A 20,227-nucleotide genomic window follows, 5' to 3' on the forward strand; every position below is an offset into this window, starting at 1 on the left:
TCGGCGCTCAGCCGCTCAGCTTGGCGTACAGAACCATCTGCGTACAACGGAAGAGGGCGATGGTCTTGCCCGTCTCCCGGTGCTTCACCACGGCATCCCATACCTGCGTCGTCTTGCCGAGATGGGCCGCGGTTGCCGTGCATTCGATGGTGCCGTCGCGCGCGGTGCCGAGATGGTTGGACTTGAGCTCGAGGGTCGTGAAGCCCGTCGCGCCTTCGGGCAGGTTGGCGACGCAGCCGTAGCCGCAGGAGGTGTCGGCCAAGGTGACCACGCTCCCCGCATGGAGGTAGCCGTTGGGCGCCATGAGCGATGTCTTCACGGCCAGTTCGGAACGCACTTCCGAGAGGCTCGCGTGCGTGATGACGATGCCGAGATGGCCGGGCAGGTTTTCTGCGCCGCGCTGGTTGAGTTGTTCGGGAGTCAACATGGGATGAACGCGATTCGATGGAAAGGATCAATTGTCGGGCGGTCCCTTGAGTTCGATCACGTTGCCCTCCGGATCGGTGATATAGATGGAAGGCCCCTCGCCCTCGGCGCCGTTTCGGGTCGCCAGCGGGCCGGCTTCGACCTTGTGGGCTTCGAGGTGGCGGCGAATGGCGGCCTCGTCGAAGGGCTCGACGCGAAAGCAGAAGTGATCGAGGTTGCGCCCCTCCTTGCCCGGCGCAGCACCGCCGGCGCGGCCGAGTTCGCCGTCCACCGGAACGAGGTCGACGAGCGAGCGCCCGGCGCGGAGCTGAACGAGGCCGATGGCATCCTGCCGCCGCTCGATCGTGCAGCCGAGCACCTCGCAGTAGAAGCGAAGCATCCGGTCGAGATCGATGACGCGCAGGACGAGGTGGTCGATGTCGCGGATGTGGATCATTGTGTGCTCCAGGTGGATGGGTCGCCGGTCGATCGCGTGCGCAGCATCAGCAGGGCAGGGCCGTCGGGCGTCATGACTTCTCCGTGCGCAACGAAGCCGGCCTTCGCGTAGCTACGGATGGCGCGCCCGTTGTCCGGCGAAGGATCGGTTTGCACTTTGCTGACCTCGGGGTCCAGAAACAGGCGGTCGACGAATGCGCGCACCATCGCGCTGCCGAGGCCCGCTCCGAGCTCTTCCGCGTTGGCAAGGAACTGGTCGATGCCGCGCGCACAGGGGTCGGTTTCTTCCTCCCACCAGCCGTCGCCGGAACCCATGACTACGTAGCACTGGATGAAGCCGATGGGGCGAGCTCCGAGCAGGGCGATATAGCCGTGCGTCGTGTCGCGGCCGGCGTCGGTCAACGGCGCGAACTCCTCTTCGACCTCGGCTCGCGTGGGGGAGGGCTGCCACCATTCGCTGACGTGCGGACGGCACAGCCATTCGTGAAGCATCGGAAGGTCCGTCATCTCGAGCGGCCGGAACGACAGGGATTCAGGCGGTTTCTCGCTCATGGTGGACCACATGTTCGAACGGAAGCGCAGGCGACGCCAGCGCGCGCGCCAGGAACGACGGCCGGATATCGAGTTCGCCGAGCCTTGCGCAGTCGAACCACTCGAAGGTCAACGCGAGTTCGCCCTCGCTGCCCATGAAGGGCCCGGGTCCTGCGAGCAGGCGCGAACCCGGGGAGAGCTCCGCCAGGAAGTACAGGCCGATTTCGTGGTGCTCCCGCCCGCGGTAGTTGAAGAAGTTCTCCACCACCCACAGCATGCGTTCGCAATGCACGGTCTCCGCCAGTTCTTCCTGCAGCTCGCGCACGACTGCGGCGGCAGCGGTTTCGCCGGGCTCGACCCGTCCGCCGGGCACCGACCAGAACGGATCGCCCTCGATGCGGTGCAGCAGCACAGCGCCCTCGTGCAGCACGACCGCTGCGGCTCGCAGGTTGAAGCGATGCGTGTCGGCGTCGAAAGAGATCATGGCCGCCGGCGGAACCGTCCGCTCAGGACTCTCCCCTGCCCCTGACCTCCGCCACCACCCGCGCATGCCGCTGGAAGCTCCAGTACGCGCTGGCCCAGTCCATCAGCACCACGATGCGATTGCGGAAGCCGATCAGGAAATAAGCGTGGGCGAACAGCCAGAACAGCCAGGCCAGCCGGCCCGAGAAGCGCAGCGGCCCGAAGGGCGTGCCGAGGTCGACCACGGCCGAGTTGCGGCCGATGGTCGCGAGGTTGCCGTAGTCGCGGTAGCGGAAGGGCACCGTTTCCTTGCCCGCGATGCGGCGCAGGATGTTCACCGCCGCGGCGCGGCCCATCTGCTTGGCGCCGGGCGAGACGCCGGGCACCGGCTTCGGCTCCTTGCCCGGCCGGTGGCTCATGGCGGCCGCGAGGTCGCCGACCACGCTGATGTCCGGATGGCCCGGCACGTTGAGGTCGGGCAGCACCTTGACGCGGCCGGCGCGGTCGGTCTCGGCCCCGGTCGCGGCGGCCAGCAGGCGGCCCAGCGGCGAGGCGGCCACTCCGGCAGCCCAGATCACGCAGTGGCAGTCGATGCGGTGGCTGCCGGTGCCGGCGCCGCCGTCGCTGAAGGGCGATTCGACCGTGAGCCCGGTCTCGTCGATGGCCGTGACCTTGGCGTTGAGGCGCACCTGCACGCCGAGTTTCTGCAACTGCTCCAGCGCGCGCTGGCTCAGGCTTTCGGGCATGGCCTGCAGCACGCGCGGGCCGCCCTCGATCAGCAGCACCTCGGCGCTGCCCGGGTCGATGCGACGGAACTCGCCTTCCAGCGTGTGGCGCGCGATCTCGGCCAGCGTGCCGGCCATCTCGACGCCGGTGGGGCCGGCGCCGATCACCGCGAAGGTCAGCAACGCGCGGCGCCGCGCCGGGTCGGGCTCGATCTCGGCGGCCTCGAAGCTCATCAGCACGCGGCGGCGGATCTCGAAGGCATCGGCCAGCGTCTTCAGGCCCGGTGCCATTCGCGCCCAGCCGTCGTTGCCGAAATAGCTGTGGGTGGCGCCGGCGGCCACGATCAGGTGATCCCAGCCGAGGCGGGTGCCGCTGGCCAGCTGCACCTCGCGCGCAACCGGATCGATCTGCGTGACTTCGCCGAGCAGGGTGGTGATGTTGGGCTGGCGGCGGAACAGGAGGCGCACCGGCGCTGCGATCGAGGGCGCCGCCAGCCCGGCAGTCGCCACCTGGTAGAGCAGCGGCTGGAACAGGTGGTGGTTGGTCTTGTCGACGATGGTGACGTCCACATCGGCGCCTTGCAGCTTTCGCGCCGCCTCCAGGCCCCCGAATCCGCAGCCGACGATGACGATACGGGGGCGCTGGGAGGGGGTAGTCGTACTCATCCGCCGGATGATACGCAGGGCTCTGGCACGCACCAGCGTCTTGTGCCAAAGTGTCGCGTTCGACTGCGCGGGCTTGTCCTACGGCACCCGCCTGTCTCCATGGGCTAAAACCTTTCGATCCAAAAATTGGAGACCCCATGAATCTCATCCGGCCGGCCGCGCCTGCTGCAGACGAGTTGCGCGATCGTTTCCAGGCGGTGCGTGCGCAAAGCCTCGCTCTCGCGGCGCCCCTCTCGGCCGAAGACCAGTGCATCCAGTCGATGCCCGATGCCAGCCCGACCAAATGGCACCTGGCCCATACCACCTGGTTCTTCGAGACCGTGCTGCTGCAGCCGCATGCCACGGGCTACCGCGTCTTCGATCCGCGTTTTCACTATCTCTTCAACTCCTACTACGAGGCGTTGGGCCCGCGCCATCCGCGGCCGCAGCGCGGGCTCCTGACGCGGCCTTCGCTCGATGAGGTGCATGCCTACCGCCGCCACGTCGACGAAGCGGTGGAGGCGCTGCTCGAGACGGCGGGCGAGGGCCGGGACTGGGATGCGATCGCGGCGATCGTCACGCTCGGGCTGCATCACGAACAGCAGCACCACGAGCTCATCGTCACCGACATCCTGCATGCCCTGTCCTGCAACCCGCTGCTGCCCGCGTACCGGGCCGCGGCAGGGCCGGCGCTTCGGCTGGCCTCGGTACCGCCGCCGATGCAATGGCTGCCGCAGTCCGGCGGCCTGGTCGAGGTCGGCCATGGCGGCGCAGGCTTCGCCTTCGACAACGAGACGCCGCGCCACGCGGCGCTGCTGCGGCCCTATGCCATCGCCGATCGGCTCGTGAACTGCGGCGACTATGCGCAGTTCATTGCCGACGGCGCCTACCAGCGGCCCGAACTCTGGCTGTCCGACGGCTGGGCCGCGGTACAGGCCCAGGGCTGGCGCTGCCCGGCCTACTGGCTCGCGCCCGACGATCCGCGGCTCGCCCACCAAGGTGCGACGGCGGGCTGGCATGTCTTCGGCCTGCACGGCGTGCGGCCGCTGGAGCCCGAGGCGCCGGTGGCCCAGCTGAGCTTCTACGAAGCGGCCGCGTTCGCCGAATGGGCCGGCGCGCGGCTGCCGACCGAGTTCGAATGGGAGGCCGCACACGACGCGCCCGGCATCATGCAGATGAGCGGCCATGTGTGGCAGTGGACGCGTTCTTCCTACGACCCATACCCGGGCTTTCGCCCGCTCGCGGGCATCGCGGCGGAATACAACGGCAAGTTCATGGTCGGCCAGCTGGTGCTGCGCGGCGGCAGCGTCGCCACGCCCGAAGGGCACATGCGCCCCAGCTACCGCAACTTCTTCCCGCCGGCCGCGCGCTGGCAGTTCTCGGGGCTGCGGCTCGCGAAGGAGCTCTGATGGGCAATCCTGCATTCAACCTTCACGCGTTTCGCACCGCGCAGCGGGCCGCGCCGCTTTCCAATTTCGGCCGCGAGCTGTTCGCGGGCCTGAGCCGCGGCGCGCGCAGCATCCCGCCGAAGTTCTTCTACGACGTCGCGGGATCGGCGCTGTTCGACCGCATCTGCGAGCTGCCCGAGTACTACCCGACGCGCACCGAGCTGCGCATCCTCACCGAGTGCGCCTCCGAGATCGCGGCCCAGATCGGCCCGAAGGCCGAGATCATCGAATTCGGCGCCGGTTCGCTCACCAAGGTGCGGCTCTTGCTCGACGCACTCGACGCGCCGAAGCGCTATGTGCCGATCGATATTTCCGGCGAGCACCTCGAAGCGGCGGCACAACGCCTGCGCGACGACTATCCGCGGCTGGTGGTGCAGCCCCTGGTGGCCGACTACACCATGCCGCTGGTGCTGCCCGCGCGCGGCGAGGGCATGGGCCAGCGCGTTGGCTTCTTTCCCGGCTCGACCCTGGGCAACTTCAGTCCCGATGAAGCGCTCGCCTTCCTGCAACTGGCCCAGCGCCTGCTGCGCGGCGGCGGCTTGCTGCTCGGCGTCGACCTGGTCAAGGACCCGGCGCTGCTGCATGCGGCCTACAACGATGCGCAGGGCGTGACCGCGGCCTTCAACCTCAACCTGCTGCGCCGCGCCAACGCCGAGCTCGACACCGATTTCGACCTCGACGGCTTCACGCATGCGGCCTTCTACAACGCGCCGCTGCGGCGCATCGAGATGCACCTGGTGAGCCGCCGCGCGCAGACCGTCACGCTCGACGGCCAGCGTTTCGCTTTCGACGAGGGCGAAACCATCCACACCGAAAACTCGCACAAGTTCACCGCCGAAGGCCTGCGTGCGCTCGCGGTGAAGGCGGGCTTCAGGCCGGCCGCGGTGTGGACCGATCCCGAGCGCCTGTTCAGCGTCCACTGGCTGCAATCGCCCGCGGCACAATAAGGTGCTGCCCGCGTTCTGCGGGCATGGAGACCTTGTCATGAAAGCAACCTGGAACGGCGTCACCATCGCCGAGAGCGACGACACCGTGCTCGTCGAAGGCAACCACTACTTCCCCATGAGCTCGCTCAAGCGCGAGCACGTGACCTTCAGCAACCACAAGACCACCTGCCCCTGGAAGGGCAGCGCAAGCTACTACTCGCTGCTGGTCAACGGCGAGCTCCACACCGATGCCGCCTGGTATTACGTCGACCCCAAGCCCGAAGCGGAGATGGTCCGGGACCGCGTCGCCTTCTGGAAGGACGTGAAGGTGACGGAGTGAGCAGCGGCCTCTTCAATCCGCCGTTCACGCCGCCCGATCGACTCGTCGCCGCATTGCGCCAGGACGGCTACGTCGTCCTGAGTCCGCAAGGCGTGGCCGAGTGGCTGGGTACCTCGCTGACCGAATTCGACGCGTTGCACGGCGACTGGGACCAACTGCCGCCCGACGAATACCTGAAGGACGGCGGCCGCTATCGCACGCGGCGCCATGCCTGCTTCACGGTCGAGGATGCGGCGCTCGAACAGGTGCCGCACCGCGCACACTGGCAGCCGGTGGAATACAACGCGCTGCATGGCGGCATGCAGCGCTGGTTCGCGCCGATGGAAGCGGGAACGTTGGCGCAGCCCGCATGGCAGCGGCTGCTGCGCGGCCTGGGCGGCGTGGCGAGCGGCCTGCGCGGCACGCAGCGCTGGTACGTGGAGGCGCACCAGTTCCGCATCGACACCGCCGATGGCATCGGCCGGCCGACGCCGGAGGGCGCGCACCGCGACGGCGTCGACCTGGTGGCGGTCGCGCTGATCGGGCGCCACAACATCAAGGGCGGCGAAACGCGCGTGTTCGAGGCCGCGGGCCGTCGCGGCGAACGCTTCACGATGACCGAGCCCTGGACGCTGCTCCTGCTCGACGACGCGCGCATGATCCACGAGTCGACGCCGATCCAGCCGCTGGTCGAAGGCCAGCCGGGCTGGCGCGACACGCTGGTCGTGACCTGCCGAGCCGACGCATTTCAAGGCGATTGACGCCACTTGCCGGACCGTAGCCGTCCTACAGTCCGGCCCTCTCCCTGGATGTAAATTCGGGGTCCGGCTCGCCCTGCGAGCCCTGCGAACGAAAGAGGTCTGCCATGTTCAATCACATCCTGGTCCCGATCGATGGATCCGAAACGTCGATGCTTGCGGTCAGCAAGGCCAGCGGACTGGCGCTGGCATTCGGCAGCCGCATCACCCTGATCCACGTGGTGGACAACTATCCTTTCATCGGCGTGGGCGCCGACTATGCGCTCGGCCAGAACGAATACCTCGCAGCCGCCACCAGCAGCGCCAACGCGGCGCTGGCGCGCGGTGTCGCGGCGCTGGCGGCGGAAGGGCTGCACAGCGACCAGCGCGTGATCGACGGCCACGTGGTGCACGAAGGCATCGTCGATACCGCCGAGGCGATCGCGGCCGACCTGATCGTGATGGGCTCGCACGGGCGCTCCGGCATCGAGAAACTGCTGCTCGGCAGCGTGACGCAGCGGGTGCTGCAGGATTCGAAAGTCCCCGTGCTGGTGGTCAAGGGCTGAGGGCCGGAGGCAAAGGCTTTTTTCAGGCAAACGGCGGCGGACTCTCGAAACGCCGTACTCGCCCGTCGGCAGGGTGCATGAACTCGAGCGCGCTCGCGTGCAGCAGCAGCCTCGGCGCGCGTTGCCGCACTTCCTCGCTGCCATAGAGCGCATCGCCGAGGATCGGGTGGCCGATCGACAGCAGATGAACCCGCAACTGATGGCTGCGGCCGGTCAGCGGCTCCAGCCACAGGTGGCTCGCATGGCGCTCGGGCAGCTGGCGCTTCACGCGCCATCGCGTCTGGCTCGGCTTGCCTGATTCGGGATCGATCTTCTGCAGCGGCCTTCGCGGCCAATCGGCTGCCAGCGGCGCATCGATCAGCGCCCATTCGTCGGTGAGCGGCAGCAGCCCGTCGACGATCGCTTCATAGCGCTTGCGCATTCGCCGCTGCGCGAAGGCATCGCCGAGCGCGCGCTGCATCGCGGGGCTGCGTGCCATCAGCACCAGGCCGCTGGTGGCCATGTCGAGCCGGTGCACCACCAGCGCATCGGGCCAGCGCTGCAGCGCCCGCGCACTGAGGCAGTCCTGCTTGTCCTCGCCGCGCCCGGGCACGCACAGCAGGCCGGCGGGCTTGTCGAGCACCAGCAGATGGGGGTCTTCGTGGATCACGCGCAGCGAAGTCATGGGCCTAGCAAGTCTAGAAGCCTTTGATGCTCAGCTATCCTCGATGCAATGTCCGCCCGCGCCGCCTCGCCGAATTTTTCCGATCTCACGCGCGAGCGGCCCTTCATGCGGCTGTGGACCGCGCGGCTCTTCGGCTCGGCCGCCGCCCAGATGCTGCTGGTCGCGATCGGTTGGCACATGTACGAGCTCACCGGCAGCGCCTGGGATCTCGGCCTGGTCGGGCTCTACCAGTTCGTGCCGGCGCTGCTGCTGGCGTTGCTGGCGGGCCACATCGTCGATCGCCACCATCGCGGCCGCATCGTCGCCGCCTGCCTCGCGGTGCAGGGCGCGGTCGCGCTGCTGCTCCTCGGCGCCGTCTACACGCATCAGGACTCGCGCGGATTGCTGCTCGGCCTGTCGCTGGTGCTGGGCGCGGTGCGCGCCTTCCAGATGCCGGCGCAGCAGGCGCTGACGCCGCTGCTCGTGCCACCGCTGATGCTGCCGCGCGCGATGGCCTTCAGCTCGGCCGGCATGCAGGGCGCGATCATCGGCGGGCCGGCGCTGGGCGGTCTGCTGTTCGCGGCGGGCACGGGCGTGGTGTACGGCGCGAGCCTGCTGTTCTTCGCCGTCGGCAGCCTGCTGCTGATGCAGCTGCGCTACGACCACATGCCGGCGCCGCGCGAGCCGGTCACGCTGGCGACGGTGCTGGCAGGCGTGGACTTCATCTGGAAGCGCAAGCCCGTGCTCGGCGCCGTCTCGCTCGACCTGTTCGCGGTGCTGCTCGGCGGCGCGGTCGCGCTGCTGCCGATCTTCGCCAAGGACATCCTTCACACGGGGCCCTGGGGCCTGGGCCTGTTGCGCAGCGCGCCGGCGGTCGGTGCGCTGGCGATGTCGATCATGCTGACGCGCCGGCCCATCGAGCGGCACGTGGGGCGCACGCTGCTGATGGCGGTGGGTGCCTTCGGCGTCTGCATGGTGGTGTTCGGCCTCTCGCGCAGCTTCCTCGTCTCGCTGATCGCGCTTGCGGTCTCGGGCGGCGCCGACATGGTCAACGTCGTGATCCGGCAGACGCTGGTGCAGCTCGAAACGCCGGACGCGATGCGCGGCCGCGTGAGCGCCGTCAACTCGATCTTCATCGGCGCCAGCAACCAGCTCGGCGAGTTCGAGTCGGGCGCCACCGCGGCACTGCTGGGGCCGGTGGGCTCCGTGGTGACGGGCGGCGTCGGCACGGTGCTGGTGGCGCTCGCCTGGTTCCGGCTCTTTCCCTCGCTCGCGCAGCGCGACCGGATCGTTCGGTCAGAAGTGTGAAAACGCGTACGGCACGTCGAGCGTGACATCGCCCAGCGGCTCGGCCACGCAGGGCAGGATCCAGCCCTCGGCCTTCTCGTCGGCGCTCACGCCCGGCCACTCGATGCGGTAGCGCACCTCGCCGGCCCTCAGCTTGCTGATGCAGGTCCGGCAGGTGCCGTTGCGGCAGGAACTCGGCAGCTCGATGCCGGCCGCAGCGGCGGACTGCAGCAGCGTGAGCCCGGGCTCGGTGTCGAAGTCGAACCCGCCGGGCTCGATGCGCGCCTTCATGGCGGCGTGCCGCGCGAGGCCTGTCGCCGCTCTTCGCGCAGCATGAAGAGGTAGAGGCTTTCGACCTTCTCGCGCGCCCACGGCGTCTTGCGCAGGAACTTGAGGCTGGAGGCCACGCTCGGGTCGCTGGTGAAGCAGCGCAGCGGGATGCGCTCGCCCAGGCCCTGCCAGCCATAGTGCGCCGCCAGCGCCGTCACGATGGCCTCGAGCGTGAGCCCGTGCAAGGGGTTGCGGGGCTGCTGCGGCGCCGTCGTCACTTGTTCTTGAGCTTGCCGCGCGGGATGACCGCGGTGGTGATGGTGCGCACCGGTTCGATGCCTGCGCCTGGCGGTTTCGGCGGGGAGCTGTCCTTCTTGGGTTTCTTGGCTTCCTTGTTGCTGCGCTGTTGACTCTTGGCCATGGTGATTCTCCGGATAGATGCGAATGCAGCAGGAAGTTTAGGGCCTGCCGGCGCGGCGACAATACGGCCCTTTACCGTTTGTTCCCCCGCATCCATGTCCGACTACGAAGTTCGCCCCGCCACCATGCGCGATGCCAAAGCCATCGCCGAAGTTCACGCCGCCGCCGCCCGGGCCGCCTACACGGGCATCCTGCCCGAAGACCAGCTGCGCGCGCTGGCGCCGTCCACGCGCGAAGCGAAATGGCGCGAGGCGATCGAGTTCAGCGAGCCGCAGGTGCATGTGGCGGTGCTGGGCGAGGAGGTGGTGGGCTTCGTCGGCTTCGACCGTTCGCGCGATGCCAAGACACCTTCGACCACCGGCGAAATCTGGGCCATCTACGTCAAGCCGGAGCACTGGGGCAAGGGCGTCGGCGTCGCGCTGTGGGATGCCGCGCGCGACGGCCTCGAGGAAGAGGGCTGCACGCTGGTCACCATCTGGGTGCCGCTGCGCAACGACCGTGCGATGCGCTTCCACGAACTGGCCGGCTTCAAGCGCGAGATGAAGACCGCCAAGACCACCTCGATCGGTGGTATCAAGATCGAAGAGATCCGCCTCAAACGCAACGTCTAAAAATAAATCACGATGGCGACCAGTCTGCTGCTTCTGCTCGACGACATTGCGACCGTTCTCGACGACGTTTCCATCCTCACCAAGCTTGCCGCCAAGAAGACCGCCGGCGTGCTGGGCGACGACCTGGCGCTCAACGCGCAGCAGGTCTCGGGCGTCAAGGCCGAGCGCGAGCTGCCGGTGGTGTGGGCGGTGTGCAAGGGCTCCTTCATCAACAAGGCGATCCTGGTGCCGGCGGCGCTGGCCATCGGCACCTGGCTGCCCTGGCTGGTGACGCCGCTCCTGATGATCGGCGGCGCCTTCCTGTGTTTCGAGGGCTGCGAAAAGCTCGCGCACAAGTTCCTGCACAAGGACGAACACGCGGCCGACACGGCGCGCCACGAGCATGCGGTTGCCGACCCCGGCGTTGACGTGGTCGCGGCCGAGAAGGACAAGATCAAGGGCGCGGTGCGCACCGACTTCATCCTGTCGGCGGAGATCATCGCGATCACGCTGGGGACGGTGCAGGGCCAGCCCTTCGTGACGCAGTTGAGCGTGCTGGTCGGCATCGCGCTGGTCATGACCGTCGGTGTCTACGGCCTGGTGGCGGGCATCGTGAAGCTCGACGACGCCGGGCTCTATCTGAGCCAGCGCGAAGGCGCGGGCTCGCGAGCGCTCGGCCGCGGCATCCTCGCGACGGCGCCCTGGCTCATGAAGGCGCTCTCCATCGCCGGCACCGCCGCCATGTTCCTGGTCGGCGGCGGCATCCTGGTGCACGGCGTGCCGGCCCTGGGCCATGCGGTCGAGGCCTGGGCGCTGAACGCAGGCAGCCTGGTCGGCGGCCTCGGTTCGATGGGCGCCAATGCGGGCGTCGGCATCGTGGCCGGCGCGATCGTGCTGGGCGTGGTCGAGCTCGTGAAAAAAGCGCTCAAGAAGCGCTGAGTTCCTGGCCGGCCGCGGCCACGCGGCGCGCGATCGCCTCGACGCCTTCGTCCGAAAGGTCGTCGACGCGCAAGACCTGCCGTTCGTCCCAGCGCGCGAAATGGCTGGCCTGCGATCGCTTGTAGGCCGGGTCGTAATGCAACGCGGTCAGCTCCGCGAACAGCGAGGGCAGGTTGCGCTCGGCGGCCCATTGCTGCCAGCGCGCGATCACGACCTTGCCGTGCAATTCCTTCAGCATGGCGAGCTGGCGCGAAAGCGCCTCCGGGTCGTCGCCGAGGTAGGCGTAGTCGCGCAGCAGGTAGGCCAGGCGCGCTTCGGGCGTGGCGTCGATTTCGATCACGCGGCTCGCGCGCATGCGCTCCACCAGCGCCGTGGGTACGTTGAGGCGGCCGATGCGGCGGCTCTCGCCCTCGACGTAGAGCGGCTTTTGCGGATCGATGCGGTCCAGCAGCTCGGCGATGCGCGTCTCGAAGGCGGTCTGCGAAGGTTGCGGAACGCCGGGCAGGGCGCCGAGCAGCGAGCCCTTGTGGGCGGCGAAGCCTTCGAGGTCGAGCACCTGCTCGCCCTGCGCCGCCATGGCCTGCAGCACACGCGTCTTGGCGCTGCCGGTGGCGCCGCACAGCACGCGCAGCTCGAGCCGCGGGCACAGGGTTTCGATCTGCGTGATCACGTGGCGGCGCCAGCTCTTGTAGCCGCCGGCGAGCTGCTGCGCGTCCCAGCCGACGAGGCGCAGCCAGGTCGTCATCGAGCCGCTGCGCAGGCCGCCGCGCCAGCAATAGATGAGCGGCTTCCAGTCGGCTGGCCGGTCGGCGAACTGCGCCTTCAGGTGCCGGGCGATGTTCGCGGCCACCATGGCGCCGCCGACCCGGCGCGCTTCGAAGGCGCCCTGTTGCTTGTAGAGCGTGCCGACTATGCGGCGCTCTTCGTCGTCCAGCACCGGGCAGTTGATCGCGCCGGGGATGTGGTCGATCGCGAACTCGGCCGGCGAGCGCGCATCGATGAGCGTGTCGAAGCGTTGGCGGTCGCCCACGCGCACCGGGTCGCGCATCAGCGGCCTCCGGACTTTTTCGCGCGCTGGAACAGGTCGACCGCGACCAGCGCCACGCCGAGCACCAGCGCGAACCAGCCGACCACGTAAGCCCCGCCTATCGTCTCGCGCCAGGCGGGCGACTGCAGGAAGTGCGGCGCGAGCAGCACCGCCGCGCCGATGAGGATGCACATGAGGCCGCGCTCGAGCATGCGCGGCGCTCTGGGGGATCTGGAAGCCATGCCCGAGTTTACGGGGCGGCACTGCGCACCAACTTCGGGCGATCCACGCTGATTCCGTGAATTATTTCCTTAGGACATGTAAACCTAAGAACTACATTCTTAAGTATTCATTTTCATAAGAAAGAAGCGCATGAACCGCGTTTTCCGGGTGGTCTGGAGCCCCTCGCAAGGGATCTGGGCCGTGGCCTCCGAACTGGCGCGCGGCGTTGGCAAGTCGAGCACGAAGGCGCCCGCCTTGGCCATGGTTCTGTTGGGCCTGGCCGGCACTGCCGCCGCCGATTGCGCCAGCAGCGGCAGCAACACCATCACCTGCACCGCCGGCACCCCGCAGACCTTCGTCGTCATCGGCGGCTACGACGCCACGCCCGGCGGCTCGGTGGACGTGCAGCAGAACGCGGTGATCAGTACCGTCGACCTGCCCGCCATCAGCATGGGCGACAACGGCACGATCCTGATCCAGCGCAATGCCACGGTGCAGAACCACGCGGCGGGCAGCGCCAACGGCCACTACGGCACCGGCGCCAACACCATCGAGTTCCGTTCGGGCAACACGCTCACGATCGAGCAGGGCGCCAAGCTGCTGTCCAACGGCACCGCCTACAACGCGGAAGCCGTCAACGCGCACGGCAGCGGCAACCTGATCGTCAACCACGGCGAAATCCGTTCGCAGGCCGGCGGCGCCGCCATCTGGTTCGAATCGTCGAACGGCGCGAACACGGTGATCAATGGCGAAACCGGCGTCATCGAATACCAGGGCGGCGCGGGCAACATCATGGGCGTCGCCGGCACGATGGCGATCGCTTTCACCAATCAGGGGCGGCTCGTCGGATCGCTGAACTTTGCCAATGCGAACGACACGTTGAACGTCTACACCGGCTCGTCGATCACCGGCGGCATCAACGGCGGCGGCGGCAGCAACCTGCTGACCCTGAACGGCAGCGGCACCGACACCTTCGCCCAGACGCTGTCGAACTTCCAGACGCTGGTGAAGAACGACAGCGGCACCTGGACCTTCAACAACGCGCTGCCCGGTTCGGGCATCACCAGCACGCGGGTCGCCGGCGGCACGCTGATCCTCGGCGCCAACGCCAGCAGCTACACCGGCAGCATGACGGTGGATGCGGCCGGGATCCTGCAGACCAGCGCGCAGTTCGCGCCGCTGGCCATCACCGACAACGGCCTGGTGCGCTTCGCGCAGCCCGATGATGCGAGCTACACCGGGCTGCTGTCCGGCACGGGCGGCATCGAGAAGACCGGTGCCGGCAGGCTCACGCTCACACTCGACCAGGCGATCACGGGCACCACCACCATCAGCGCCGGCACGCTGGAATTGGGCAACGGTGGCACGAGCGGCAGCGTGGTGGGCGACATCGTCAACAACGCGACGCTGATCGCGAACCGCTCGAACACGCTGAACCTCGCCGGCGCCATCAGCGGCAGCGGCGCGCTGCGCCAAGTGGGCAGCGGCACCACGGTGCTCTCGGGCGCCAGCAGCTACAGCGGCGCGACCACGGTCGCGGCGGGCACCTTGAAGGCGGCCGCGGCCAACACCTTCAGCGCTGCTTCCGCGCACACCGTGGCCTCCGGCGCGACGCTCGATACCGCAGGCTTCAACCAGCGCATCGCCTCGCTGAGCAATTCGGGCACCGTCAACCTGCTGAGCGCCGCCGCCGGCAGCACGCTCACCGTGACCGGCGCCTACATCGGCAACGGCGGCGTGCTGAAGCTCGGCACGGTGCTCGGCGGCAGCAACAGCCTGAGCGATCGCCTGGTGCTGAGCGGCCCGGGCGCCAGTGCGAGCGGCAAGACCACGGTTCGCATCACCAACCTCGGCGGTCTCGGCGCGCAGACCACCGGCAACGGCATCGAGGTGGTGAGCGCGCGCAACGGCGCCACCACCACCGCTCAGCGCACGCGCGACGCCTTCGCGCTGGCCAATGGCCACGTCGATGCCGGCGCCTTCGAGTACCGCCTGTACGCGGCCGATGTCCAGGGCGCCGGCGAGAACTGGTACCTGCGTTCCGAGACGACCCTTGCGTCCCCGGTGGCGCCTGTCAATCCGGACGCGCCCACCACCACGACCGCGGACACGACCGTCAAGCTGGCCCTGCCGCTGGTGACCGTGCCGACCTACCGCGCCGAAGTCCCGCTCTTCGCGGCACTGCCGGCGCAACTGCGCCAGGCCGACCTCGGCATGCTGGGCAACCTGCACCGCCGTATCGGCGACGAGGCGGCCCCGGCGGCCGGCGACGCGCCGCGCCGCGCCTGGGCCCGTGCCGTCTACGGCGACCTCGATATCGGCCAGGACAGCGTCGCTCGCGCGCACAGCCGCGGCCACGTGAGCGGCCTGCAGGCCGGCACCGATCTGCTCGCCGCCGGCAACTGGCGCGCCGGCCTCTACGTCGGCTTCCTGGACGGCGGCGCCGATGTGAGCGGCAATGCGCGGGGCACCCTCGGGCGCGTCGGCAGCACCGACTTGCAATCGCGCTACCTGGGCGGCTACGCCACCTGGATGGACGCAAGCGGCCTCTATGCCGACGCCGTGCTGCAGGCCGGCCGCCACCGAACCACCGTGCGCCCCGACGGCAACCCGAACGCATCGGGCAGGGCCGAGAGCCTGACGGCCTCGATCGAAGCCGGCCAGTCCTTCGCCCTTTCCGAAAGCTGGCGCATCGAGCCGCAGGCGCAGCTGATCTATCAGCGCGCCCGCTTCGACGATGTGCTGATCGGCGGCGCGACTGTGCGGCAGGACGCCGACGGCGGCTGGATCGGCCGCCTGGGCGTGCGCATCAAGGGCGAACTCGCCACCGGCGCCGGGCGGCTGCAGCCCTATGCGCGCGCGAACCTGTACCGCGCGAGCGGCGGCACGGACGTGGCCGAGTTCATCGGCCCGGCGGCCACGACGCGCATCGCCAGCGGCGTCGGCTACAGCTCGGGCGAAGTGGCGGGCGGCTTCACGCTGGCCGTGACGCCGGCCACCAGCGTCTACGGCGAAGTGGGGCGCGTCTTCGCCCTCGGCGGCGAGGCCCGGGTGAAGTCCTCGGTGCAGGGTTCGGTGGGTGTCAAGCTGCGCTGGTAGGCGGGTTTTCGCGCGCCGGCGGCGCGTGGCGGTGTTTGGGTTCAAATATCGCTTCCGCGACCACTCGCCATACCGCCGACCATGGGATCCATCCGCCATCGCCTCCTCGCCGCTTCCGCACGAACCATCGCCCCTTTTCTGCTGACCGTCGCCGCGACGGGCGCAGCCGCTCAGCAGCAGGATGCGGACCGCTTCCCCGCGGCCGCCATGGGCTTCCTCGGCACCGAGCTTCCCGCGATGGATGCGGCCATCGCCAACAAGGACCGCGACTACTTCGAGGATGCGATGGGCCGCATGCTCGACTTCTCCGACAGCTGGGGCTTCAAGACGCGCGCCAACCCGGCGCTGGCGCGCTATCCGATGTGCACCGAGGCGGTGACGGATTTCCTCGTCGTGGGCCTGTGCCGCTTCAAGCTCTCGGCCGACACCTGCCAGCCGACGCTCACCACGAACTTCAACACCAACCTGCAGCGCTGCCGCGAGCTGGCCGCGCGCAACTGAAGAAAGGCTGCGCCATGGACTACGCCCGCTACCAGACCCTCGCGATCACGCGCCGCGGCGAAGGCGGCGCGGTGCTCGACATCCAGATGCGCGCGCAGAACGGCAAGCTGCCCACTGCGGGCCATGACGGCCACCGCGAGCTGGCCGAGATCTGGCGCGACGTGTCGGCCGACGACACGGTGCGCTGCGCCGTGCTGCGCGGCGAGGGCATGGGCTTCTCGGGCGGCGGCGACCTGGCGATGGTCGAGCAGATGAGCACCGACGACGCCACGCGCGTGCGCGTCTGGAAGGAAGCGCGCGACCTGGTCTACAACCTCGTCAACTGCGACAAGCCGATCGTCAGCGCGATGCACGGGCCGGCCGTGGGCGCCGGCCTGGTGGCGGGCCTGCTGGCCGACATCTCGATCGCGAGCAAGAGCGCGAAGATCGTCGACGGCCACACGCGGCTGGGCGTCGCGGCCGGCGACCATGCGGCGATCGTCTGGCCCCTCTTGTGCGGCATGGCGAAGGCCAAGTACTACCTGCTGCTGTGCGAACCGGTGAGCGGCGAGGAGGCCGAGCGCATCGGCCTGGTCTCGCTCGCGGTGGAAGAGGCCGAGCTGCTGCCGCGCGCCTACGAGGTCGCCGACAAGCTGGCCGCCGGCAGCCAGAGCGCGATCCGCTTCACCAAGTACGCGCTCAACAACTGGCTGCGCCTGGCCGGCCCGAGCTTCGACGCCTCGCTGGCGCTCGAGTTCATGGGCTTTGCGGGGCCCGACGTGCGCGAGGGCATCGCTTCCCTGCGCGAGCGCAGGGCGCCGCGCTTTTCCTAGGCCGTCTTGAGACCCTGCACCGTCTGCAGCAAGGCCGTGCGCGCCTGGCCCAGCACCATGCCCTTCCACTCGTCGTTGTCGCAATAGAAGGCGTCGCGCAGCTGCTGGCGAATGGCGCGCTGCTGTTCGGCCGGCGCTTGCGCGTGACTGCGCAGCCAGGTGTCGGCACGCAGGCGATTCAGCACTTCGAGGTCGGGCAGGGTGCCGAACTCCAGGCCCATCGGCGCCACGCTGGCCTGCGGGCATTCGTCGTAGACGGCCGAAACCACCGGCCCCGACACGTCGGCCGAGGCCGACTGGCCGTCGAAGGGCGCGAACACGTCGGCGCCCCACCAGGCGCGCGCCTGGGCGAGGCCGTCCGGGCGGCCCGGGTAGATCTTCTCGCCGTGGCCGTAGGGACCGAGCCCGGTGTGGATGTCGGTCCAGCCGATGTGCGTCGCGGCGGCGCCGAACTTGCGCAGGATGCCGCGCATGGTGCGGTTGCTCCATGACGGCGCCTTGCCGCCATAGAACACGCCGTCGGGCGCGACGTACTGGCCGGTCGTGACGGCGGCGCGCCAGGCGCGCATGCCGTGCTTGTCGATGTAGGCGGCCATCGCCGCCTCGTCGTCGGCGCTGGGCGGCCAGGTCGCCGGCAGCACGAAGGGCTCGACCTCCGCATAGGCCGCATTGACCGGCAGCGGCGCATCGAAGTCGATGTGGTTGCGGTTCAGGTCGATGTTGTCTTCATTGGTGCGGTGCAGGTGCGAGAAGCCGTGCGGATTGACCGCGTGCACCAGCAGCAGGCCGATGCCCGCCTGCTCGAGGCGCGAGAGCAGGTCGTCGTCGTGCAGCGTCGCGATCTGGCAGCCCGAGCCGCAGAAGCCCTCGGGTCCGTGTGTCCCGGAGCTGACGATCAAGAGCCTGGCCGCGCCGGGCGTGCCGAGGTAGGCCGTGTCGGTCGCCAGCGTTTCGCCCAGGGCGCCGCGATGGGTTTCGAGCACGAAGGATTCGAGGGCCGCGCCGCGCGCCGCGGCGGCATCGAGGAACTTGCGGCGGGCTTCGGCGTAGGTGCCGGAGAAGTATCGAGCGGCAGGGCTGCTATGCACGGGCAGTCCTTGAAGAGGGCTCGGCATCCGGCCGGTGGGCCGAGGCGTCGTCGATGTCCTTGCCGGTGAAGTCCTTGAGCCAGAGCAGGCCGAGGAACGACACCAGCGTCATTCCCAGCAGATACCAGGCCGGCGCCAGCTTGCTGCCGGTGGCGTTGACCAGCCAAGTGCTGACGAAGGGCGAGAAGCCGCCGAATATCGAAACGCCCACGCTGTAGACCAGCGACATGCCGCTCGCGCGCACGTGCTTGGGAAACATCTCGGGCAGCATCGTGATGGCGGGCACGGTCTGCACCACCAGCGCGATGCTCAGCAAGCCCACCACGGTGAACAGCACGGCCGGCGTGGGCGAGAGGTTGAGCCACAGAAAGCCCGGATAGATCAGCACCATCATCGCGATGCGGCCCCAGACGATCAGTCGCTTGCGGCCGGCGCGATCGGACAGGAGGCCCACCAGCGGCGCGAGCCCGAAGGACAGGAGCCCCGTGAGCGCGGCGCCGAACAGCGCCACCGTCGGCGGCAGGCCCAGTTGGCGCACCGCATAGGTGGGCATGTAGAAGGTCACGACATAGGCGGCCGCGGTGCCGCCGGTGATGGCGAGGATGGCCGACAGCACGGTCTTCCCGTGCTCGCCGCACACTTCAGCGAGGCTGCTCCTGCGCGGCGCCGCACCGGCCGCCGGCTCGGCCTTGACGTCGAGCGATTCCTCGAGATGGCGGCGGATGTACATGCCCACCGGCGCGATCAGCATGCCGATGACGAAGGGCACGCGCCAGCCCCAGCTCTCCATGCCCTGCGGCCCGAGCGCGAACGAGAGCCCGCCCACCACCGCGGCGCCGAGCAGGATGCCCAGGCCCTGGCTCGCGAACTGCCAGCTCGCCAGGTAGCCGCGGTTGGCCGGCGTGGCGTGCTCGACCAGCAGGGTGGTGGACGCGCCCACCTCGCCGCCGGCCGAGAAGCCCTGGATCAGCCGCGCCAGCACGATGAGCACGGGCGCCGCGACGCCGATCTGCGCATAGGTGGGCGCCACCGCGATCATTGCGCAGCCCAGCGCCATCAGGAAGATGGTCAGCGTCATCGCCTTCTTGCGCCCGGCGCGATCGGCATAGGCGCCGATCACGATGCCGCCCAGCGGCCGCATGATGAAGCCGACGCCGAAGCTCGCCACCGTCAGCAGCAGCTGGCCGTAGCTGTCGAAGGTCGGGAAGAAGAGCTTGCCGATCACCAGGGCCAGGAAGCCGTAGACGGTGAAATCGAAGAACTCGAGGGCGTTGCCGATGGTGGTGGCGACGATGGTCCTGCGCCGGCTGATCGGCGTGATGGGAGAGGTCACGAGAATTCCTGTTCTTGTTGGCGCGTCGCGCCGGATGCTAGCAGCCGATGGCGACAAGCGCCGCAGGCAAGGCACACTCGCGTCATCCAATCCCAAGCCAGACCCTTCATCATGTCCCTTGCCCCCATCGAAATCGAAACCGGCCCCCACCCCACCGCCACCGTGCTCCTCATGCACGGCCTCGGCGCCGACGGCAACGACTTCGTGCCGATCGCCAACGAGCTCGACCTGTCGGCCGTCGGGCCGGTGCGCTTCGTGTTCCCCAATGCGCCGGTGATTCCGGTCACCATCAACGGCGGCTACCGTATGCCGGCCTGGTACGACATCGCTGCAGCCGATCTCGTGAAGCGGGAGGACGAAGCCGGACTGCGCCGCTCGCAGGCCGCGATCGAGGCGCTGATCGCGAACGAGAAGGCCCGCGGCATCGCGGCCGGCCGGATCGTGGTCGCCGGCTTTTCGCAGGGCTGCGCGATGGCGCTCCTGACCGGGCTGCGCCATGCCGAGCGGCTGGCCGGCATCGTCGGCCTGTCGGGCTACCTGCCGCTGGCCGCGACCACGGCCGCCGAGCGCCATGCGGCCAACCACGACACGCCGGTCTTCCTGGGCCACGGCACGCGCGACGGCGTGGTGCAGATCGAACGCGCCCGGGCCTCGCGCGATGCGCTGGCCGCGCTCGGCCATGCGGTCGAGTGGCACGAGTACCCGATGGAGCACTCGGTGTGCATGGAAGAGATCGCCGATCTCAACCGCTTCCTGCTGCGCGTGCTGGGCTGAAG

Annotated in this window: 25 protein-coding genes; 12 read left to right on the forward strand and 13 right to left on the reverse strand. The window is 69.1% G+C overall.

All coding sequences use genetic code 11. The annotated features are described in order from the left end of the window. Nucleotides 1-7 precede the first annotated feature (7 nt). From ACSQ86_RS09460 to ACSQ86_RS09480, 5 genes are read right to left on the reverse strand one after another with little or no spacing between them, the layout of a single operon-like run. Entirely contained in the window at nucleotides 8-427 is a 420-nt protein-coding gene (locus ACSQ86_RS09460; RefSeq protein ID WP_436308794.1) for a PaaI family thioesterase, read from the reverse strand. 27 nt (nucleotides 428-454) lie between these two features. Continuing rightward, nucleotides 455-862, reverse strand: a complete 408-nt coding sequence (locus ACSQ86_RS09465) for a VOC family protein (RefSeq protein ID WP_093102268.1) — start codon at nucleotides 860-862, stop codon at nucleotides 455-457. After that, nucleotides 859-1,413, reverse strand: coding sequence for a GNAT family N-acetyltransferase (locus ACSQ86_RS09470; protein ID WP_436308795.1), 555 nt, complete (start codon nucleotides 1,411-1,413; stop codon nucleotides 859-861). Before ACSQ86_RS09470 ends, ACSQ86_RS09465 begins: the two co-directional genes overlap by 4 nt. Continuing rightward, nucleotides 1,394-1,876, reverse strand: coding sequence for an NUDIX hydrolase (locus ACSQ86_RS09475; protein WP_436308796.1), 483 nt, complete (start codon nucleotides 1,874-1,876; stop codon nucleotides 1,394-1,396). Before ACSQ86_RS09475 ends, ACSQ86_RS09470 begins: the two co-directional genes overlap by 20 nt. A gap of 22 nt (nucleotides 1,877-1,898) precedes the next feature. Next, complete coding sequence (locus tag ACSQ86_RS09480) at nucleotides 1,899-3,245, reverse strand: NAD(P)/FAD-dependent oxidoreductase (protein ID WP_436303458.1); 1,347 nt, start codon at nucleotides 3,243-3,245, stop codon at nucleotides 1,899-1,901. Nucleotides 3,246-3,382: 137 nt separating this feature from the next. Here ACSQ86_RS09480 and egtB point away from each other — a divergent pair, with 137 nt between their 5' ends. The 5 genes from egtB (at nucleotide 3,383) to ACSQ86_RS09505 (ending at nucleotide 7,220) form a co-directional block, all read left to right on the forward strand. Beyond that, the gene (gene egtB, locus ACSQ86_RS09485; protein ID WP_436308797.1) at nucleotides 3,383-4,633 is read left to right on the forward strand and encodes an ergothioneine biosynthesis protein EgtB; all 1,251 of its coding nucleotides are present in this window, start codon (nucleotides 3,383-3,385) and stop codon (nucleotides 4,631-4,633) included. Then, complete coding sequence (gene egtD, locus ACSQ86_RS09490) at nucleotides 4,633-5,619, forward strand: L-histidine N(alpha)-methyltransferase (RefSeq protein ID WP_436303460.1); 987 nt, start codon at nucleotides 4,633-4,635, stop codon at nucleotides 5,617-5,619. Before egtB ends, egtD begins: the two co-directional genes overlap by 1 nt. Nucleotides 5,620-5,656: 37 nt before the next feature. Further along, complete coding sequence (locus ACSQ86_RS09495) at nucleotides 5,657-5,938, forward strand: DUF427 domain-containing protein (RefSeq protein WP_436308798.1); 282 nt, start codon at nucleotides 5,657-5,659, stop codon at nucleotides 5,936-5,938. Beyond that, nucleotides 5,935-6,678, forward strand: coding sequence for a 2OG-Fe dioxygenase family protein (locus ACSQ86_RS09500; RefSeq protein ID WP_436290683.1), 744 nt, complete (start codon nucleotides 5,935-5,937; stop codon nucleotides 6,676-6,678). The genes ACSQ86_RS09495 and ACSQ86_RS09500 overlap by 4 nt, the downstream gene beginning before the upstream one ends. Before the next feature lie 104 nt (nucleotides 6,679-6,782). Next, the gene (locus tag ACSQ86_RS09505; RefSeq protein WP_093102281.1) at nucleotides 6,783-7,220 is read left to right on the forward strand and encodes a universal stress protein; all 438 of its coding nucleotides are present in this window, start codon (nucleotides 6,783-6,785) and stop codon (nucleotides 7,218-7,220) included. Between the two features lie 22 nt (nucleotides 7,221-7,242). On the opposite strand, the gene ACSQ86_RS09510 is transcribed toward ACSQ86_RS09505, so the two are convergent. Next, complete coding sequence (locus ACSQ86_RS09510) at nucleotides 7,243-7,884, reverse strand: RluA family pseudouridine synthase (RefSeq protein WP_436290682.1); 642 nt, start codon at nucleotides 7,882-7,884, stop codon at nucleotides 7,243-7,245. 48 nt (nucleotides 7,885-7,932) lie between these two features. Here ACSQ86_RS09510 and ACSQ86_RS09515 point away from each other — a divergent pair, with 48 nt between their 5' ends. Further along, on the forward strand, nucleotides 7,933-9,171 hold the full coding sequence (locus ACSQ86_RS09515) for an MFS transporter (protein ID WP_436290681.1): 1,239 nt from the start codon (nucleotides 7,933-7,935) through the stop codon (nucleotides 9,169-9,171). Here the strand turns inward: ACSQ86_RS09515 and ACSQ86_RS09520 are convergent. Genes ACSQ86_RS09520 through ACSQ86_RS09530 form a run of 3 tightly spaced genes read right to left on the reverse strand, consistent with a single transcriptional unit; the run spans nucleotide 9,160 to nucleotide 9,841 of the window. Beyond that, nucleotides 9,160-9,441, reverse strand: coding sequence for a 2Fe-2S iron-sulfur cluster-binding protein (locus ACSQ86_RS09520; protein ID WP_436290680.1), 282 nt, complete (start codon nucleotides 9,439-9,441; stop codon nucleotides 9,160-9,162). The two genes, ACSQ86_RS09515 and ACSQ86_RS09520, sit on opposite strands and share 12 nt — an antisense overlap. Continuing rightward, on the reverse strand, nucleotides 9,438-9,698 hold the full coding sequence (locus tag ACSQ86_RS09525; protein WP_093102286.1) for a VF530 family DNA-binding protein: 261 nt from the start codon (nucleotides 9,696-9,698) through the stop codon (nucleotides 9,438-9,440). The genes ACSQ86_RS09520 and ACSQ86_RS09525 overlap by 4 nt, the downstream gene beginning before the upstream one ends. After that, nucleotides 9,695-9,841 carry a hypothetical protein gene (locus tag ACSQ86_RS09530; RefSeq protein WP_170855465.1) on the reverse strand — a complete coding sequence of 49 codons (147 nt, stop codon included), beginning with the start codon at nucleotides 9,839-9,841 and terminating at the stop codon, nucleotides 9,695-9,697. Before ACSQ86_RS09530 ends, ACSQ86_RS09525 begins: the two co-directional genes overlap by 4 nt. 94 nt (nucleotides 9,842-9,935) lie before the next feature. On the opposite strand from ACSQ86_RS09530, the gene ACSQ86_RS09535 reads away from it, so the two are divergent. Both ACSQ86_RS09535 and ACSQ86_RS09540 read left to right on the forward strand, forming a co-directional pair. Next, nucleotides 9,936-10,451, forward strand: a complete 516-nt coding sequence (locus ACSQ86_RS09535; protein ID WP_093102287.1) for a GNAT family N-acetyltransferase — start codon at nucleotides 9,936-9,938, stop codon at nucleotides 10,449-10,451. A gap of 12 nt (nucleotides 10,452-10,463) precedes the next feature. Next, nucleotides 10,464-11,369 carry a DUF808 domain-containing protein gene (locus tag ACSQ86_RS09540; protein ID WP_436303462.1) on the forward strand — a complete coding sequence of 302 codons (906 nt, stop codon included), beginning with the start codon at nucleotides 10,464-10,466 and terminating at the stop codon, nucleotides 11,367-11,369. Here ACSQ86_RS09540 and mnmH read toward each other — a convergent pair. Next, entirely contained in the window at nucleotides 11,356-12,417 is a 1,062-nt protein-coding gene (gene mnmH, locus ACSQ86_RS09545; protein WP_436308799.1) for a tRNA 2-selenouridine(34) synthase MnmH, read from the reverse strand. The genes ACSQ86_RS09540 and mnmH overlap by 14 nt on opposite strands. Beyond that, the gene (locus ACSQ86_RS09550) at nucleotides 12,417-12,638 is read right to left on the reverse strand and encodes a hypothetical protein (RefSeq protein ID WP_093102292.1); all 222 of its coding nucleotides are present in this window, start codon (nucleotides 12,636-12,638) and stop codon (nucleotides 12,417-12,419) included. Before ACSQ86_RS09550 ends, mnmH begins: the two co-directional genes overlap by 1 nt. 130 nt (nucleotides 12,639-12,768) lie before the next feature. On the opposite strand from ACSQ86_RS09550, the gene ACSQ86_RS09555 reads away from it, so the two are divergent. The 3 genes from ACSQ86_RS09555 to ACSQ86_RS09565 all read left to right on the forward strand — a co-directional run bounded on the left by ACSQ86_RS09555 (nucleotide 12,769) and on the right by ACSQ86_RS09565 (nucleotide 17,030). Beyond that, nucleotides 12,769-15,717 (forward strand): autotransporter outer membrane beta-barrel domain-containing protein, encoded by a 2,949-nt coding sequence (locus ACSQ86_RS09555; protein WP_436308800.1) that lies wholly within the window; start codon nucleotides 12,769-12,771, stop codon nucleotides 15,715-15,717. An 81-nt stretch (nucleotides 15,718-15,798) separates the two neighbouring features. Further along, nucleotides 15,799-16,218 (forward strand): hypothetical protein, encoded by a 420-nt coding sequence (locus ACSQ86_RS09560; RefSeq protein WP_093102295.1) that lies wholly within the window; start codon nucleotides 15,799-15,801, stop codon nucleotides 16,216-16,218. A gap of 14 nt (nucleotides 16,219-16,232) precedes the next feature. Continuing rightward, nucleotides 16,233-17,030, forward strand: coding sequence for an enoyl-CoA hydratase/isomerase family protein (locus ACSQ86_RS09565; RefSeq protein ID WP_436303465.1), 798 nt, complete (start codon nucleotides 16,233-16,235; stop codon nucleotides 17,028-17,030). Here ACSQ86_RS09565 and ACSQ86_RS09570 read toward each other — a convergent pair. After that, entirely contained in the window at nucleotides 17,027-18,145 is a 1,119-nt protein-coding gene (locus ACSQ86_RS09570) for a M14 family metallopeptidase (protein WP_436308801.1), read from the reverse strand. The two genes, ACSQ86_RS09565 and ACSQ86_RS09570, sit on opposite strands and share 4 nt — an antisense overlap. Further along, nucleotides 18,111-19,451 (reverse strand): MFS transporter, encoded by a 1,341-nt coding sequence (locus ACSQ86_RS09575; RefSeq protein ID WP_244503702.1) that lies wholly within the window; start codon nucleotides 19,449-19,451, stop codon nucleotides 18,111-18,113. The genes ACSQ86_RS09570 and ACSQ86_RS09575 overlap by 35 nt, the downstream gene beginning before the upstream one ends. A gap of 111 nt (nucleotides 19,452-19,562) precedes the next feature. Here ACSQ86_RS09575 and ACSQ86_RS09580 point away from each other — a divergent pair, with 111 nt between their 5' ends. Next, nucleotides 19,563-20,225, forward strand: coding sequence for an alpha/beta hydrolase (locus ACSQ86_RS09580; RefSeq protein ID WP_093102299.1), 663 nt, complete (start codon nucleotides 19,563-19,565; stop codon nucleotides 20,223-20,225). Nucleotides 20,226-20,227 lie beyond the last annotated feature (2 nt).

It is taken from the genome of Variovorax sp. LjRoot130 (assembly GCF_964253755.1).
In the GTDB taxonomy this organism is placed as follows: domain Bacteria; phylum Pseudomonadota; class Gammaproteobacteria; order Burkholderiales; family Burkholderiaceae_C; genus Variovorax.